The organism is Burkholderia sp. Ac-20392 (assembly GCF_017104585.1).
In the GTDB taxonomy this organism is placed as follows: Bacteria; Pseudomonadota; Gammaproteobacteria; order Burkholderiales; family Burkholderiaceae; genus Burkholderia; species Burkholderia lata.
In genome coordinates this window covers 1-16,199 of record NZ_JAAGPB010000170.1, presented here as the reverse complement: position 1 = coordinate 16,199, position 16,199 = coordinate 1, and the positions used below count along the sequence as shown (strand labels likewise).

At 66.6% G+C, this 16,199-nt stretch carries 16 protein-coding genes and 1 pseudogene; 11 read left to right on the top strand and 6 right to left on the bottom strand.

Annotation, left to right across the window (positions count from 1 at the left end; genetic code table 11):
* Window positions 1-688: pseudogene (locus tag G3N99_RS19505) on the top strand (penicillin-binding protein 1C); the annotation flags it as partial.
* 23 nt (window positions 689-711) lie between these two features.
* Here G3N99_RS19505 and G3N99_RS19500 read toward each other — a convergent pair.
* Window positions 712-873, bottom strand: coding sequence for a hypothetical protein (locus G3N99_RS19500; protein ID WP_206123221.1), 162 nt, complete (start codon window positions 871-873; stop codon window positions 712-714).
* A gap of 242 nt (window positions 874-1,115) precedes the next feature.
* Here G3N99_RS19500 and G3N99_RS19495 point away from each other — a divergent pair, with 242 nt between their 5' ends.
* Complete coding sequence (locus G3N99_RS19495) at window positions 1,116-1,403, top strand: hypothetical protein (RefSeq protein WP_174937402.1); 288 nt, start codon at window positions 1,116-1,118, stop codon at window positions 1,401-1,403.
* A 176-nt stretch (window positions 1,404-1,579) separates the two neighbouring features.
* Window positions 1,580-2,269 carry a hypothetical protein gene (locus G3N99_RS19490; protein ID WP_206123220.1) on the top strand — a complete coding sequence of 230 codons (690 nt, stop codon included), beginning with the start codon at window positions 1,580-1,582 and terminating at the stop codon, window positions 2,267-2,269.
* A gap of 39 nt (window positions 2,270-2,308) precedes the next feature.
* Here G3N99_RS19490 and G3N99_RS19485 read toward each other — a convergent pair whose 3' ends face one another.
* From G3N99_RS19485 to G3N99_RS19475, 3 genes are all read right to left on the bottom strand, one after another.
* Window positions 2,309-2,830, bottom strand: a complete 522-nt coding sequence (locus tag G3N99_RS19485; protein WP_206123222.1) for a GNAT family protein — start codon at window positions 2,828-2,830, stop codon at window positions 2,309-2,311.
* Between the two features lie 21 nt (window positions 2,831-2,851).
* The gene (locus G3N99_RS19480) at window positions 2,852-4,105 is read right to left on the bottom strand and encodes a multidrug effflux MFS transporter (RefSeq protein ID WP_174937412.1); all 1,254 of its coding nucleotides are present in this window, start codon (window positions 4,103-4,105) and stop codon (window positions 2,852-2,854) included.
* 355 nt (window positions 4,106-4,460) lie between these two features.
* Window positions 4,461-5,357, bottom strand: coding sequence for a glutamate/aspartate ABC transporter substrate-binding protein (locus G3N99_RS19475; RefSeq protein WP_206123219.1), 897 nt, complete (start codon window positions 5,355-5,357; stop codon window positions 4,461-4,463).
* A gap of 421 nt (window positions 5,358-5,778) precedes the next feature.
* Here G3N99_RS19475 and G3N99_RS19470 point away from each other — a divergent pair, with 421 nt between their 5' ends.
* From G3N99_RS19470 to G3N99_RS19460, 3 genes are all read left to right on the top strand, one after another.
* A complete protein-coding gene (locus G3N99_RS19470) occupies window positions 5,779-7,428 on the top strand; it encodes a S8 family peptidase (RefSeq protein WP_206123218.1) in 1,650 nt (549 codons plus the stop codon).
* 712 nt (window positions 7,429-8,140) lie between these two features.
* On the top strand, window positions 8,141-10,906 hold the full coding sequence (gene mgtA / locus G3N99_RS19465; protein WP_174937418.1) for a magnesium-translocating P-type ATPase: 2,766 nt from the start codon (window positions 8,141-8,143) through the stop codon (window positions 10,904-10,906).
* Window positions 10,907-10,986: 80 nt separating this feature from the next.
* Window positions 10,987-11,730, top strand: a complete 744-nt coding sequence (locus G3N99_RS19460; RefSeq protein WP_206123217.1) for a transporter — start codon at window positions 10,987-10,989, stop codon at window positions 11,728-11,730.
* A 58-nt stretch (window positions 11,731-11,788) separates the two neighbouring features.
* Here the strand turns inward: G3N99_RS19460 and G3N99_RS19455 are convergent, their stop codons facing one another.
* Entirely contained in the window at window positions 11,789-12,073 is a 285-nt protein-coding gene (locus tag G3N99_RS19455; protein ID WP_174916507.1) for a transcriptional regulator, read from the bottom strand.
* A 98-nt stretch (window positions 12,074-12,171) separates the two neighbouring features.
* Window positions 12,172-13,047, bottom strand: coding sequence for a LysR substrate-binding domain-containing protein (locus G3N99_RS19450; protein WP_174942972.1), 876 nt, complete (start codon window positions 13,045-13,047; stop codon window positions 12,172-12,174).
* A gap of 51 nt (window positions 13,048-13,098) precedes the next feature.
* Between G3N99_RS19450 and G3N99_RS19445 the strand changes: the two genes are divergently transcribed.
* The 5 genes from G3N99_RS19445 (at window position 13,099) to G3N99_RS19425 (ending at window position 16,189) form a co-directional block, all read left to right on the top strand.
* The gene (locus G3N99_RS19445) at window positions 13,099-13,416 is read left to right on the top strand and encodes a hypothetical protein (protein ID WP_206123216.1); all 318 of its coding nucleotides are present in this window, start codon (window positions 13,099-13,101) and stop codon (window positions 13,414-13,416) included.
* 242 nt (window positions 13,417-13,658) lie between these two features.
* A complete protein-coding gene (locus G3N99_RS19440) occupies window positions 13,659-14,753 on the top strand; it encodes a serine hydrolase (protein WP_206123215.1) in 1,095 nt (364 codons plus the stop codon).
* A gap of 43 nt (window positions 14,754-14,796) precedes the next feature.
* A complete protein-coding gene (locus G3N99_RS19435; protein WP_206123214.1) occupies window positions 14,797-15,030 on the top strand; it encodes a hypothetical protein in 234 nt (77 codons plus the stop codon).
* A 72-nt stretch (window positions 15,031-15,102) separates the two neighbouring features.
* On the top strand, window positions 15,103-15,558 hold the full coding sequence (locus G3N99_RS19430) for a MarR family transcriptional regulator (protein ID WP_206123213.1): 456 nt from the start codon (window positions 15,103-15,105) through the stop codon (window positions 15,556-15,558).
* A 67-nt stretch (window positions 15,559-15,625) separates the two neighbouring features.
* Window positions 15,626-16,189, top strand: a complete 564-nt coding sequence (locus tag G3N99_RS19425; protein ID WP_206123212.1) for an isochorismatase family protein — start codon at window positions 15,626-15,628, stop codon at window positions 16,187-16,189.
* The last annotated feature ends 10 nt before the right edge of the window (window positions 16,190-16,199 follow it).

Genomic DNA, 16,199 nt, shown 5'->3' with positions numbered 1-16,199 from the left:
CGACAACAACGCGCGCGTGCGCACGTTCGGCTTCGACAATCCGCTCGCGACGCGCTTCTTCTCGGCGGTCAAGACCGGCACGAGCAAGGACATGCGCGACAACTGGACCGTCGGCTACACGTCGCGCTATACGGTCGGCGTGTGGGTCGGCAACGCGGACGGCTCGCCGATGTGGGACGTGTCGGGCGTCACGGGGGCGTCGCCCGTGTGGTCGGCCGTCGTCGGCTACCTGCACCGCGACCAGCCAAGCCGAGCGCCGCGCGCGCCGGCCGGCGTCGAGACGCGCCGCATCACGTTCGAACGCGATATCGAACCGTCTCGCAACGAGTGGTTCATTGCGGGAACGGCGGTCGACACGATCCGGCTCGCCGCCCCCGTCACGCCGGGCAAGGACGGCGCACGCGCGCCGCTGACGATCGGCACCCCGACCGACGGCACGATCTTCGCGATCGACCCTGACATTCCACCGAAGAACCAGCGGATCTGGTTCGAACGCTCGGCCGGGCGCGCGACGAAATTCGCGTGGCGGCTCGACGACAAGGTGATCGGGCATGCCGATCGCATCGCGTGGATGCCGTGGCCGGGCCGGCACCGGCTCGAACTCGTCGATGCGCGCGGCAATGTGGCCGATACGATCAGCTTCGAGGTGCGCGGCGCATTCGCGAAGGCGGCTGCGCGCAAGCCCTGAGCGCGTGAGTGCGTGGGCCGGCGTTACTCGCCGGCCGCGTTTGCCTTCGGCGGCTGCGGCTGTGCGGAGAAATCGAGCGTTGGCGCGGTCGAGATCGCGGCTTCGTTCGCGACGCTGAAATTCGGGCGCGGCTGGTAGACGAAGATCTTCGCGGATCGGTGTCGTCCCGAATCGGGTTTCCGCACATACAGCCGATCTTGCTGATCATTTCCCTGTTGCTTGCCTCACCGTGATTGCAATGAATCCGGATACCGTTATCGGCCGCCGCTTTTCTTCGCTCCAGGCCGTTTCCACCTGACTTTCCGAACGGTTCTCTCGAGCCGCAAATCCTTGTGCGCCGCGACAGATTGGGTCGACAATATCGAGCACGCGATGCATTCGGACACAGACAACAAACCGACGCAGGCCGATTCCGGAGTCGATAAAAATGACACCCGAAACCGAGGGGAAGCTGCTGCAGTATGGCGTACAGATCGTCCCGCTCTTCCTGGGGCTGTATTCGGGCGATGCGCTGTGGGATGCCTATCGGCAAGGCGGCATCCTGGAGTGCCACCAGGCCCGGATGCATCCGATGACGTGCTGGTGGATCACACCGGACATGGGCGAGCATTATCAGAGGCTGCTCACCGGTCATTGGCACGCGTTCGCGCTCAGCATCGTCCTGAGCCTGTTGCTCGCTTACGTGATGGCGCCGGCCCGTTCGCCGCGCAACTGACACCCGTTACCGGTAAAGCAGGTCAGCGCACGACACGCTCGACGGCAGAGCGCTCCCGGCCAGCGGGCCAACCAGTCCAAACGGGCAAGCAGCGCCCCGATTCGGATCCTAGAATAGGAACGGCGCCACACCTTCGGCGTCGACCGGTTGCCTCACTCTCGTCAAGGCCCGCGACCATGAACATGCACCCCACGCGTTTCACCCGCCCCGCGCTGGGCACGCTCTGCGTCGTCACGCTCGCGACGCTTCAGGCGTGCAACGGCGATGCCTGCTTCGGCGTGGATGCCTGCTTCAACAACAATACGCAGACGGTCGCGCTCTCCGGCACGGCCGCGACGGGCGACGCGCTCGCGAGCGCGCAGGTTACGGTCAGTTGCGCGGCGGGTTCGGCGACCACGCTGACGGATGGCGGCGGCAACTACAGCGTGACGGTCAATGCCGCGCTGCCGTGCGTGATCACCGTGACGTCGGGCGGCACGAGCCTGCATTCGCTCGCATACGCGGGCGGCACGTTCAATACGACGCCAGAGACCGAGCTGATGCTGGTCTATCTCGCCGCCCAGCTCGGCACGAACACGGCCACATTGATCGGCAATTTCCAGGGGAATTCGCGCTACCAGCAGGCGATGAACAGCTCGAACACCGTACAGGCCGCGCAATCGGCCGTGGTGACGAACCTGCAGCAGCGCTATTCGGTGGCGTTCGCGGCGCCGGCATTCCTGACCACGCCGTTCACGGTCGGGCAACCGGGTGTCGACAGCGATCTCGTCGCACTCGCGAAAGCCGGCGCCATCGACTCGAACGGGATGCCGGATCCGGCTGCCGTTTCGCTGCTGACGCAGGCCGGCGCGGCGCATCCGCTGTAAACAGCCGATGGCGGGAAGAAAATCGCCCGGTAGCGGGCGTCAGGCGCGCGCGTCGGGCTCGCCGTCGGCCAGCAGCGCCCACCGTTCGTGGTCGCGCCATTCGCCGCCGAGGCGCAGATAGCGCGGCGAAAAACCCTCTTTCGTGAAACCGAGCCGCCGAACCAGCGCAATCGACGCGTGGTTGCCCGGCTGGATGTTCGCTTCGAGCCGATGCAGCCCGAGTTCGCCGAACGCGACGCCGATCGCCGCGCGCATGGCCTCGGTCATCAGCCCCTTGCGGCTGAACGCCGCCATGCCGTAGTACCCGAGATACGCGCTCTGGAACACGCCGCCGACGATCTCGTTGAGGTTCACCACGCCGACCACCGCCCCGGACGTGCGTTCGCGCGCGACGAGGCCGACGTTCGGCCCCGTCAGGCAGCGGCCGAACCACTGGTCGAATCCCGCCTGGTCGGTGAACGAGTCGACCCACGGCAGATGGTGGCTCCGGCTCGCAAGGTTGGCGGCGATCAGGTCCGCGGCGTCGGTTCGGGCGACGCGATTCAGCAGGATCGGGCTGATGGACTGGTCGACAGGCGGCACTTACGCGGCCTCCCCGCGCCCGCACACGACGGACGCGGCCTGGGCCTGCTGCTGCGACAGGTATCGCAGCAGCTTGGTGACCATCCACACGACGATGCACGACAGCACGACGAAGAACACCGCGAGCGGCGTCAGCACGTGAATCGACACGAAACCGGCCAGCCCCATCATTGCGGACGACACCAGCAGCAGCGCACATCCGAGGATCGCGCTCGTCAGGCCGGCGATATGCGGAAACAGCGAATTGCCCTTGGCCATCAGCGTCGGATACATCGCGCCCGCGCAGAAACCCATCACGAGCACCGGCGTCGCAAGCGTCCAGACGCGCAGCCCGACGGTCAGCGCCAGCACCAGCATCGCGACCGACGCACCTGCCATCACGCGCGCACCGATGCGCAGCCGTTGCTCGGCGCTCGGCAGCCCGGGACGGTGAATCCGGTTCGACAGGCCGCCGAGGAAATACATCAGCCCGATCCCGAGCGCGAGATAACCGAAGAAGGTCGGCGGCTTGTGCAGCGTGGTCTGCACCATGAACGGCCCGACGATGTTGAACACGAGCAGGATGCTATAGCACAGCCCCTGTGCGAGGAAGCAGCTCTGGAACACCGGGCTCGCCAGCACCTTGCCCGCGTTCGTCATCAGCGTGCGCGGCTCGAGATGCACGGGTTTGGGCAAGGTTTCCCGGTAACGCCACAGCAGCGCCCACATCACCAGCGAGTACACCAGCAGGAACACGAGGCACGCGCGCCAGCCGAACCATTCCTGCAAGTGCGCGCCGATCACCGGTGCGACAATCGGCGCAAGCCCCCACGCGATCGACATGTACGTAAACGCGTGCATCAGCGCCTGGCCGGAGAACGAATCGGTGATGATCGCCTTCGCGAGCAGGTTGGTGGTCGCGATCCCGAAGCCCTGCAGGCAGCGCGCCAGCACGAACGTCTCCAGGTTCTGCGCGCCGAGCGACAGCAGGCAGCCGATCGTGTAGATCACGAGCCCGAACGCGAGCACGCGCTTGCGCCCGTAAGCGTCGGCGATCGGGCCAAAGATGAGCTGGCCGAGCGCATAGGCCGCCATGTAGCCGGACACGCTCGACTGGATCGCCTGCGGCGTGGTCGCGAACGAACGTGCCATATCAGGCAGCGCGGGCACGTAGATGTCGATCGCGAGCTGGCCGGCGGACGCGAACAGGCAGATCAGGAACAGCAGGAAACGCGGCGAATTCGACTCGCGCGCGGGAGTGAGCGTGGCGTTCATGACGACTGGGAAGGATGTCGGGCGGCAGCGGCGCAGCCGTGCGATGTTCGGATGGCGAACACGCGTGCGACGTGGCGAATCCCGTATTGTGCCTGTTGTCGCGCCACGCAGCCGGATTCCCCTGGCGGGGACGAGGTTGAATGCCGATTGCGGCATACCCGGAAATCCGCTATCGGCGCGGCAGCACTCGCCGGGGGCGCATCGTCGTCGGTGGCAAACCCGGGCTGGCTCGGCGTCCCGGCTCCGCGCGGGTCGGAAATGAGCGCACGGCGCGTTTTGCCCCGCCGTGCTGTCGACACCGCCGGCACGAGCCGGCGGTGTTTCATTGCCGAACGTCGATCAGTGCCACATCCGGTCAATACTGCGCCTGATCCGTCGGATTCCTGAACAACTGCTTCATCTCCGCCGACAGCGGATAGTTGAGGCTCACGCCCTTGGGCGGAATCGGCTGCGTGAACCACTGGTTGTAGAGCTTCTCGGCGGCACCCGACGTCTGCATCTTCGCGATCACGCCGTCGACGACCTGCTTGAACGCAGGATCGTCCCTGCGCATCATGCACGCGTAGTTCTCGTGAACGAGCGGCGTGCCCGTCACCGCGTACGCGCCCGGGTTGCGATCCTTCGCGATCTCGCCGTACAGCAGCGGTTCGTCCATCACGAATGCCACCGCGCGCCCGGTCGTGACGTTCATGAACGCTTCGGCGTGGTCCTTCGCGCTGATGATCGTCATGTTCATCGCCTTCTCTTCATTGAGCTTGCGCAGCAGGCGCTCGTCCGACGTGCCGGCCGTCGTCGCGACCGTCTTGCCGGCCAGGTCCGCGAAATCCTTCACACCCGAATCCTTGCGCGTGCTGAAGCGGATGCCGTACAAAAAGATGCTGTTCGAGAACGCGGCCTGCTTCTGCCGTTCGAGCGTGTTCGTCGTCGATCCGCATTCGAAATCGATCGTCCCGTTCTGCAATAGCGGAATCCGGTTCTGCGACGTGATCGGGATCTCCTTCACCGCGAGGTTCGGCACGTTCAGTTCCGTCTTCAGCTGGTCGATGATGCGCGCCGCGATGTCGCGCGAATAGCCGATGTTCTTCTGCTGGTTGTCCGAATACGAGAACGGCACCGACGATTCGCGAATGCCCAGCGACACGACGCCCGTGTCCTTGATCTTCTTCAGCGTGCCGGTAAGGGCCTGCGCGTGCGCGGTGCCCGCCAGCGCACAGGTCAGTGCGACGGCCAGCCAGCGTAAGCGACGATCCATGCTTTTCTCCTGACGAAACGTTGATCGAATCGCGATCGTACGCCCGACAAAATTCGCGTCGCATCAGGGAAAGCGTAATCAACCTTCCATCGCGGCCGGGCCGTGAAAGATGTTTTCCGTACCGCGCAAACCGGCACGCGCCGCGCGTTTCGTCCGACCAGCCGCACGCGGACTCGCCCCACGTTCTGTGGCATGCGTTCCAAACACATGTTCATGCTGCAACGCACCAACGTAATCGTTTGCGCCAGTCCCGGTTTTTCTCGTGAAACGTCCTCAAGAAGCCGCCACGCAGGCCGTTACCCAGTGCATGGCGCGTCGCAGCAACCTTGCTGCAACCGTCAGACAAAAAAGACAAGGTCCGGGTCAGCCGGACCAGCGCCACCGCCGGCACGACGGTTATCTACGAGGATCGAGTTTCAACATGAGAACCAAGCGTTTCAATTTTGCGCTGGCGCGCTCCGCACATGCGCGCATGCTCGCCGGCATGCTGTCCGCCGCCGCCCTCCTGCCCCTCGCCGGTTGCGGCGGTGGAGGCGGCGGCGACGGCAGCAACCCGTCTTCTTCCAACGCAGCGCCTGCCCCCACGCCGTCTCCCGCGCCCTCCAATCCCACGACTCCGCCCGCTTCCTCCGGCAGCAATGCCTGCGCGACGCAGCAGGCCGCCGTGCAGATGGCGGCGCAGGCCGCGCCGGTCGAACCGCCGATCGATCACCTGATCGTCAAGCTGAAGACGCTGACGGCCACGCGTGCGATGGCGGCCGTCGACAACGGGACGCGGCTCGACGCAGTGATCCAGCGCTCGATGACACGCTGGACCGCGCCGGTCGCCGGCAGCGCCCGTGCCTATGCGAGCACGGTCGGGCAAACGCCGGTGAACGTGCAGGTCGAACGGACGATCTCGAACGGCGCGACCGTGCTGTCGCTCGGCCAGCGCATGGCCGCCACCGACGCAGCCGCGCTCGCGCAGGCATTCGCAGCCGATTCGGACGTCGACTACGCGGAACCGGATCACCCGATGCAGATCCGCGACACGCCGAGCGACCCGCTTTACAGCCAGCAGTGGTACCTGTCCGATCAGACGGCCGGTATCGACCTGCCGCCCGCGTGGAGCGTGACCAAGGGTTCGCCGACCGTCGTCACGGCCGTGCTCGACACGGGCTACCGGCCGCACGCCGACCTCGTCGGCAACCTGCTGTCCGGCTACAGCTTCATCAGCAACGTCAACACCAGCAACAACGGCCTGACCCGCAGCCCTGATGCCACCGACCCGGGTGACTGGGTGACGCAGCAGGAACTCGACAACGCCAACGGCCCGTACTATCACTGCGCGAGCCAGCCGAGCGACAGCAGCTGGCACGGCACGCGCGTGATGGGCGTGATCGGCGCGACCGCCAACAACGGCACCGGCATCGCCGGCGTGTCGTGGCTCGGCCAGATCCTGCCGGTGCGCGTGCTCGGCAAGTGCGGCGGCACGACGAGCGACATCGCCGACGGGATGCGCTGGGCAGCCGGCATTCCGGTGAGCGGCGTACCGAACAACCCGCGCCCCGCGAAGGTCATCAACCTGAGCCTCGGCGGTGTCGGCGCATGCAGCTCGACGTTCCAGCAGGCCATCGACGACGTGAACGCGAAGGGCGTGACCGTCATCGTCGCCGCCGGCAACGACGGCCTGTCGACCGGGCTCGACCAGCCCGCGAACTGCCGCGGCGTGATCAGCGTCGGCGCCACCGACGCGACCGGCCGCCGTGCTTCGTTCAGCAACTTCGGCCCCGATGTCTCGCTGAGCGCGCCGGGCGTCAACATCCTGTCGACGTCGAATACCGGCACGACGACCCCGGGCTCGGACACCTACGGCCTCGCGAACGGCACCAGCCTCGCGACGCCGCAGGTGACGGGGGTCGCCGCGCTGATGTTGTCGGTGAACGGCAACCTCACGCCGGCGCAGATCCAGCAGAAGCTGCAGGGCGGCACGCGCACGACCAAGCTCGCGGCCGGCACGTCGTGCACCGCGATGCCGGCGGGCTCGGGCATCCTCGATGCAGGGGCCGCCGTCGCGTCGGCCAACCAGTAACGCTCCCCTGCTCCGGCGCGGCCGCGCGCATGCCGAAATGGCGTGCGCGCGGCCGTTTCATTGAAGGTGATCCGGCGTGTCTCCATTCGCGCCTCGACCCGATTACGTTTCTCGAAATAACGACTGACAAAAGGGTTGACGCTTCGCACAGCGACCCATTACCATCGCTCCCGTCTAATTACATGGAGTGTTCTGTGAACACCGATGCGAGTTGTAGTTGGTCCTCGACCAACTTGACTGCTGCCTGAGGAAAACGCGCAGAGCCTCGTCTTCTGCCGCATCCCGGGAAGCAGGATGCGGCGTCCTTCCGGCCTGACTGGCCAGATCTCCCGCCGAATTTTCATTGTTGTCGAATGCACGCGATGCGCCGTCGCGCGCGTGCGTTCGTGTTGCGCGCAGCGTCAGCTGCGTGCGCCTTCCGTTCGCGTGCCGGCCGGCCGCGCGCCTTCGTGCGTGCGTCGCTGTCGATCGCCCGTGCCGATTATTCGCAACCGACAGGAGTGCAGATGAACTCAGACGACAGTAGTCGATTACCGCTCGCCGGTGCGACGCTGCGCATCGCCCCTCCGGCCGCACCGCACGCGCCGGCGAGCGTTCCCGCCTTTACCGATCCACAGCCGATCGCGCCTGACGCGACGCGGCGGGGAGCGCTCGTGCGTCGATAACGTCACGGTCGCTCCCCGCCCGCCGCCTCGTGCGCAAGGAGCGACTCATGACGACACGACACAACACCTCGCAAAAGAAACAGCGCGGCTTCATCAAGGCCGGCGGCGCCCAGCAGAACGACCCGCGCATCATGCGCGCCGCGCAGGAAGCGGCCCGTCCGCTCGAAGACACGCTGAAATCGCTGCACACCAGCACGCGCGGCCTCACCTACGACCAGGCCGCCGATCGCCTGCAGCACTACGGCCCCAACGAAATCGCGCACGACAAGCCGCCGCACTGGACCCGCCAGTTGCTGCTCTCGTTCCACAACCCGTTCGTCTACGTGCTGCTGGTGCTGGCCGCCATCAGCTTCTTCACCGACGTCTACTTCGCGGCACCCGACGATCGCGACTACGTCGGCATGACGATCCTGCTGACGATGGTCACGATCAGCGCGCTGCTGCGCTTCGTGCAGGAATTCCGTTCGCTGCGCGCGGCCGAGAAGCTGAAGGCGATGGTCCGCACGACCGCGACCGTGCAGCGCGCGGTGACCGACACGTCCGAACCATCCCGCCGCGAAGTGCCGATGCGCGAAGTCGTGACCGGCGACATCGTGCATCTGTCGGCCGGCGACATGATCCCGGCGGACGTGCGCCTGCTCGCTTCACGCGACCTGTTCATCAGCCAGGCCGTGCTGACCGGCGAGGCGCTGCCGGTCGAGAAATACGACACGCTCGGCGCGGTTGCGGGCAAGTCCGCCGGCACGCGTTCGGCGGGCGCCGCGACCGATGCGTCCGCATCGCTGCTCGATCTCGAGAACGTCTGCTTCATGGGCACCAACGTCGTCAGCGGCACGGCGACGGCCGTCGTCGTCGCGACCGGCGAGGACACCTACTTCGGTTCGCTCGCCCGCAACGTCGTGAGCCACAAGCGCATCGAGACGAGCTTCGACCGCGGCGTGTCGAGCGTGAGCTGGCTGCTGATCAAGTTCATGTTCGTGATGGTGCCGATCGTGTTCATGATCAACGGGCTGACCAAGGGCGACTGGCTGAGCGCACTCACGTTCGCGCTCGCGGTGGCCGTGGGCCTCACGCCCGAGATGCTGCCGATGATCGTCAGCGCGAACCTCGCGCGCGGCGCGGTGGCGATGGCGCGCCGCAAGGTCGTCGTCAAGCGGCTGAACTCGGTGCAGAACTTCGGCGCGATGGACGTGCTGTGCACCGACAAGACCGGCACGCTCACGCAGGACAAGATCATCCTCGAACATCACCTCGACCTGTCGGGCCACAAGAACGAGGAGATCCTGCGGCTCGGCTGGCTGAACAGCTTCCACCAGAGCGGCCAGAAGAACCTGATCGACATCGCGGTCGTCGCGCGTGCCGACGAGATCGGCGAACGCGTGAAGCCGCAGGGCTACAAGAAGATCGACGAACTGCCGTTCGACTTCGTGCGGCGCCGCCTGTCGGTCGTCGTCGAGGACACGCGCGGCACGCACCTGCTGATCTGCAAGGGCGCGGTCGAGGAAATGCTGGCCGTCTCCACGCACGTGCAGGATGAGGACGGCGTGCGCCCGCTCGACTTCGTCGCGCGCAAGCGGCTGCTCGAACAGGCCAGCGCATACAACGAGGACGGCTTCCGCGTGCTCGTGCTTGCGACGCGCACGATCCCGCGCGGCGACGAGCGCCAGCAGTACCGCACCACCGACGAACACGACCTCGTCGTGCGCGGCTTCCTGACCTTCCTCGATCCGCCGAAGGAATCGGCCGCGCCGGCACTCGCCGCGCTGCGCGAAAACGGCGTCGCGGTGAAGGTGCTGACGGGCGACAACCCGATCGTCACGATGAAGGTGTGCCGCCAGGTCGGCCTCGAACCCGGCAAGCCGATCCTCGGCGCGGAAATCGAAGCGCTCGACGACGCGACGCTCGCGGAAGTCGTCGAACGCACGACCGTATTCGCGAAGCTCACGCCGCTGCAGAAGGCGCGCATCGTGAAGGCGCTGCAGGCGAACGGCCACACGGTCGGCTTCCTCGGCGACGGCATCAACGATGCGCCCGCGCTGCGCGACGCCGATGTCGGCATCTCGGTCGACAGCGGCGCCGACATCGCGAAGGAAACCGCCGACATCATCCTGCTCGAAAAGAGCCTGATGGTGCTCGAGGAAGGCGTGATCAAGGGCCGCGAGACGTTCGGCAACATCCTGAAGTACCTGAACATGACCGCAAGCTCGAACTTCGGCAACGTGTTCTCGGTGCTCGTCGCCAGCGCATTCCTGCCGTGGGAGCCGATGCTCGCGACGCAGCTGCTCGTGCTGAACCTGATCTACGACACGTCGCAGATGCTGCTGCCGTGGGACAAGATGGATCCCGAGTTCCTGAAGAAGCCGCGCAAGTGGGAAGCCGGCAACATCAGCCGCTTCATGCTGTGGGTCGGGCCGACGTCGTCGGTGTTCGACATCACGACCTACATCCTGATGTGGACCGTGTTCGGCGCGGGTGCGATGTATCACCTGAACGGCGGCACCGGCGGCCAGATCGTGATGAACTCGGGCTGGTTCATCGAGAGCCTGGTATCGCAGACGCTCGTCGTGCATCTGCTGCGCACGCAGAAGATCCCGTTCCTGCAGAGCACGGCCGCGCTGCCGGTGCTGCTGTCGACGTTCACCGCGATCGCGATCGGCTGCTGGCTGCCGTTCTCGCCGTTCGCGGAGTCCCTCGGCTTCATGCACCTGCCGGGCACCTTCTGGCTGTGGCTCGCCGCGACGATGGTCGGCTACATCCTGCTCGCGCAGATCGTCAAGACGATCTACGTGCGCCGCTACAAGCAATGGTTCTGAGCTTCCCCGCTTGAAGGCGTCGTGCCGGCCCGCGCCACCCGCGCGGGCCGGCAGGCTCGCCACGCACGACAGGTGATCCCATGAAAAGAATGCTTCCGCTCGCAGCCGCGAGCGCCCTCCTCGCGCCGTTCGACGCCCTCGCCACCCATCCGCTCGTCAGCGACGACACGGGCACGCAGGGCAACGCGAACTGGCAGTTCGAGTTCAACGCCGAGGAAACCTCGAAACAGGAAGAAAACGGCCGCCACCAGCTGTGGAACGCGACGCTCACGCGCGGGTTCGGCGAGCACGCCGATCTCTACGTGAACGTGCCGTACACGCACCTGCAGACGCGCACCGACGAGAATGGCGCCGGAGTCGGCGATGTCGAGATCGGCATGAAATGGCGGTTCGTCGAACGCGGCCCGCTGTCGATCGCGCTGAAGCCGAAACTGACCACGCCGACCGGCAACGACCGGCGCGGGCTCGGCACCGGCCGCGTGGGGGCCGGCGCAACGCTGCTCGCGCAGCTCAATGTTGCGCGATTTTCGTTTCTCGCGAATGCGGGCATGACGGTCCAGCCGAATCGCCAGGGCGACCTGACGTCGATCTGGGCCGTGTCGGGCGCGGCGATCTACAAGGCGACCGACACGCTGCAGATCGTGGCCGACATCGGCACGTCGCGCAATACGACAAGCGGTGCCGGCACGAATCCCGCATTCGTGATCGCGGGTGCGATCTATTCGCCGAAACCGTGGCTCGATCTCGACATCGGCTACCGGCGCGGGCTGAACGACCAGACCTACGATCATTCGGTGATGGGCGGCGTGACGGTGCGGTGGTAACGCATCGACGCCGCGTGTCGAACCGCAAGACGACGGGCCGCTTCCAGCGGCCCGTTTTTCATTGCGCGTCGTTCGCGCCGAACAGTTGCGCGCATACCGCACGCCCTTCGTCGGTCAGCGCGGCGCTGCCGGTGCCGTCCTCGTTCAGCGTCGTCGCGCTCAGGCCTGCGGCGTCGAGCTGCGTCAGCACGCGGCGCAGCGTGCTCATCGGCAGTTGCGTGCGTTTCGCGATCTTCGGCAACGACCAGGTCTTGCCGGCCGGATCGCTCGCGGCATCGTTCAGCGTCGCGAGCGTCGCAACGAGTGCGGGATCGAGCTGGGAGTCGTCGGATTCTGAAGTCATGGGGTGCGGTCGGTGGGCGAGACTGGGGCTTTCGTTCGGGCATCCGGCACGCGATCGGGCGACCGCCGCCGGCTGCGGACACTATACCGCTTCGTCCATCATGCATTCTTGATCGCGGCACGCATGAACGACACGAAGCGTGTGGTGACGGGATCGTCGCGATCCGACAGCCACGCGAGCCCGACGCGCCACTTCGCGTCCTTGCCGTCGAGCGGCAATACCGTCGCATCGCGCAGCAGATATTGCGCACGCGATGGAATGAACGCGACGCCCGCGCCGGCCGCGACCGACGCGAGCACCGACTGCACGTCTTCGGCCTGCTGCGTCACGTGCGGCACGAAGCGGCGCTCGACGCACCACCGGTCGACCTGCGCGGCCAGCCCTTGTCCGCGTGCGCGCTGCAACGCGATGAAGCCAATCTCGTTGAGCGTGCCGAGATCGGCCGGCACGCGCTTCAGGCCGAGATGCGGCGGCACCGCCAGCGCCAGCGCCTCGTCGATCACCTTGAACGACGACAGTCCTTCGTCCGACGGCAGACGCAGGAACCCGGCGTCGAGCTTGCCCGCGCGCAACCGGCGCGTCTGCTCCGCGGACGACAGGTCGCTCAGCGTGACGGCAATACCGGGATTCCGGCTGCGAAACTCGGCGACGAGCTTCGGGACGAGCGTCAGCACCGACAGGCAGATGCCCAGCCGCAAATGGCCGCGCTGCCCGCTCGACAGCTCACGCGCGCGGACGAGGATCTCGTCGGCATCCCGCACCAGCGCTTGCGCATCGGGCAGGAAACGCTCGCCGAACGACGTGAGCTCCGCGCCGTGCCGGCCGCGCTCGAACAGCTTGCCGCCGAGGCTCGCCTCGAGCGCGCCGATCTGCTTGCTCAGTGCCGGCTGGCTCATATGCAATGCATCGGCCGCGCGGCTGAAATGGCACAGCTCGGTAACGGTCAGGAACGTTCTCAGCAGTTTCAATTCCATTCTTAAAAGGAATCGTAACGATCAAAACATTCATTTTACCGATCGAATGCGATGACGTTCAATACGGACATGCCCTTTCAGGAATCGACCGTCATGTCTCTTGATCTCGTCTGTGAATGTCCGCCCGACGACACTTCGTGCGCACCTGCCGCCATCGGCGAGCGCGCCGCAACCGCCGATCCGCGCGCGCCGAAACGTCGTGCCGAACGAGTCGAGCGTACCGACCGCGCTGACGGCCGCGGCCGCCGCTTTCGTTTCGGCGATGCGGTGGACGCCATGAGCGCGACGAACGACACGCCACCGCGCCCCGTGACCGGCTCGATCGCGATCAGCTTTGCAGTGGTGTCGCGGCGCAACTGGCCGCGTTGAGCATCGGCGCTATCGATCCACGATTGCGCCGCGTATCGCCTCACGGATAGCGCGATCGCAAGCGCGCACGCCGCTGCGCCCTCTTCAAATGGCCGACTGACGCCGCGAAAATTCACCGAATCGCGCATCTTTTCCCGCCTTCAATCGTCATCGCCCCGCGATCGACCGTATAATTTTCCGCATCCCGCTGACCACCCAGACATTCCACGCAGCCTCACCGCGCGTGAAAAGGAGACTTTCGCTTGACCGGCCTCATCGCGCGCCTGCCATTCGCCCGGACCACCCTGCTCGTCGCCTTGTCGATGCTGATGCTCGCCTTCTCGACGAATGCATCGTCCACGCCACGCAACCCGCCGCCGCGCACCGCGCACGCTCATGCGCCGGCGAAGGCCGTCAAGAAAGCCGTCAGGAAGAAGCCGGCCCAGCGCAACAAGAAGGCCGTCAAGCATCGTCGCCCGCGCGTGAAGCACCAGGCGGTCAAGCGTCACGCGGCGCCGGCCCCGCAACAACGCCGCGCCAAGCGCACGACCGCCGTGCGCCCGCGCCCGGCCGCCAAGCCGCGCCTGATGGCGAGCTGCGGCTACAGCCCGCGCGCGGTCAACTCCCTGCATTCACGCGCGGCCTACGTGCTCGACGTCGACTCCGGCACGCCGCTGCTGGCCCGCAACGCACGCACGGTGCGGCCGATCGCGTCGATCTCGAAGCTGATGACGGCCGTCGTCGCACGCGACGCCGACCGTCCGCTGAACGGCGTGCTGCGCGTCACCGCACACGACCGCGACACGATCAAGTTCACCGGGTCGCGCCTGCAGGTCGGCTCGGAACTGTCGCGCCGCGAGATGTTCCATATCGCGCTGATGTCGTCGGAAAACCGCGCGGCCGCCGCGTTGAGCCGCGACTATCCGGGCGGCCGCGCCGCGTTCGTCAAGGCGATGAATCGCGAAGCGCGCCGGCTCGGCATGCGCCATACGCACTTCCGCGAGCCGACCGGCCTGTCGCCGCACAACGTGTCGACGGCGGAAGATCTCGCGAAGCTCGTCGGCGCGGCGGCGCAGGATCCGCTGATCCGCTATTTCTCGACGGATACGTCGACCACCGTGCGCCCGGGCGACGGCGAGCTGCTGTATGTGAATTCCGACCCGCTCGTCCGCTACCGCCGCCTGCCGATCCGGCTGCAGAAGACCGGCTTCATCAACGAGTCGGGGCACGGCGTCGTGATGCGCATGCGTGTGAAGGGCCGCCGCGAAACGGTCGTGCTGCTCGGCGCACCGACGCGCGCGGGCGTCTCGAGCGATGCGATCAAGATCCACCGCTGGCTGTCCTGCTCGATCCAGTAAGCGCGCACGGGCGGCCGGCGCGTTCACCTCCGGGAGCGACGCCATGCAGGACGAATACCGCTTCAACGCATTCGGACGGCTGCTGGCCGTCGTGCGCAACAACGGCCGCTGGGCCGTGTTCGATCTTGGCACCGAAGGCAAGCGGCGCCCGGCCGACCTGCACATTCCGTCCGCGCTCGCCGTCGACGAACTCGCGCAATACCTCGGCGACCTGCTGCACGAGGACGCGACCCCGAGATACAGCGAAGTCGTCGCGGTCCCGCTCCGCAACGCGTAATCCCCCTCCTGCCGCACCCCGACTCGGCAGACAATTCGACAGTTAAACTTGCAAGTTTAACTGTCGTGTCCTATGATCCGCCGCATGAGCCCGCCACGCAAACCCGGCGTTTCTGCCGACATCGTCGCCGCCGACCTGACCCTTGCAGTCGGCCAGTTGATCCGCCGGCTCCGCTCCGAGATCGAATCCGGCGGGCTCGGCATGTCGCAGACGAGCGCGCTCGCGCGACTCGAACGGCACGGGCCGATGACGACCGCCGACCTCGCGCGCGCTGAAGCGATGAAGCCGCAGTCGATGAAGGCGACGCTCGCGAGCCTCGAGGAAGACGGTCTGGTCGAACGCGAACCGCATCCGACCGACGGCCGCCAGATCCTGTTCCGGCTGACCGCGGCCGGCCTCGACGCACGGCTCAAGCGCAACGCCGCGAAACACCAGTGGCTCGGCGCCGCGATCGAGCAGCTCGATCCCGACGACATCGACACGCTCGCCGCCGCGATCCTGCTGATCCGCCGCATCGGCGAGCAATGAATCCGGCCAGCGCGCTCCACGGCATTCGCGCGCACGGCTTTCTTCGTCCCTTTCACGGAGTCCCATCATGAGCGCAACCCGTCTCGACACGAACACGGCACTCGTCGTCATCGACCTGCAGAAAGGCATCGTCGCCCTCCCCACCGCGCACCCGGTCGAACCGGTGATCGCGCACACCCGCACGCTGCTCGACGCATTCCGCAGCCGCGACCTGCCGGTCGTGCTCGTCAACGTCGCGGGCGGCGCACCGGGCCGCACGCAGCAGCAGGTGCGCCTGGACGCCCTTCCCGCCGACTGGGCCGAACTCGTGCCTGAACTGAACCGGCAGCCGGGCGATCACCTCGTGACGAAAAAGACCTGGGGCGCCTTCACCGGCACCGACCTCGATGCGCACCTGAAGGCGGCCGGCGTCACGCAGATCGTGCTGACCGGCGTCGCGACGAGCATCGGCGTCGAATCGACCGCACGGCAGGCGCATGAACTCGGCTACAACGTCACGCTCGCCGTCGACGCGATGACCGACCTCAACGCGGACGCGCATGTGAACAGCGTCGAGCGACTGTTCCCGCGCCTCGGCGAGACGGGCACGACGCAGGACATCGTCGCGCTGCTCGACCAGCGCGGCGCGTGAGCGACCCGCA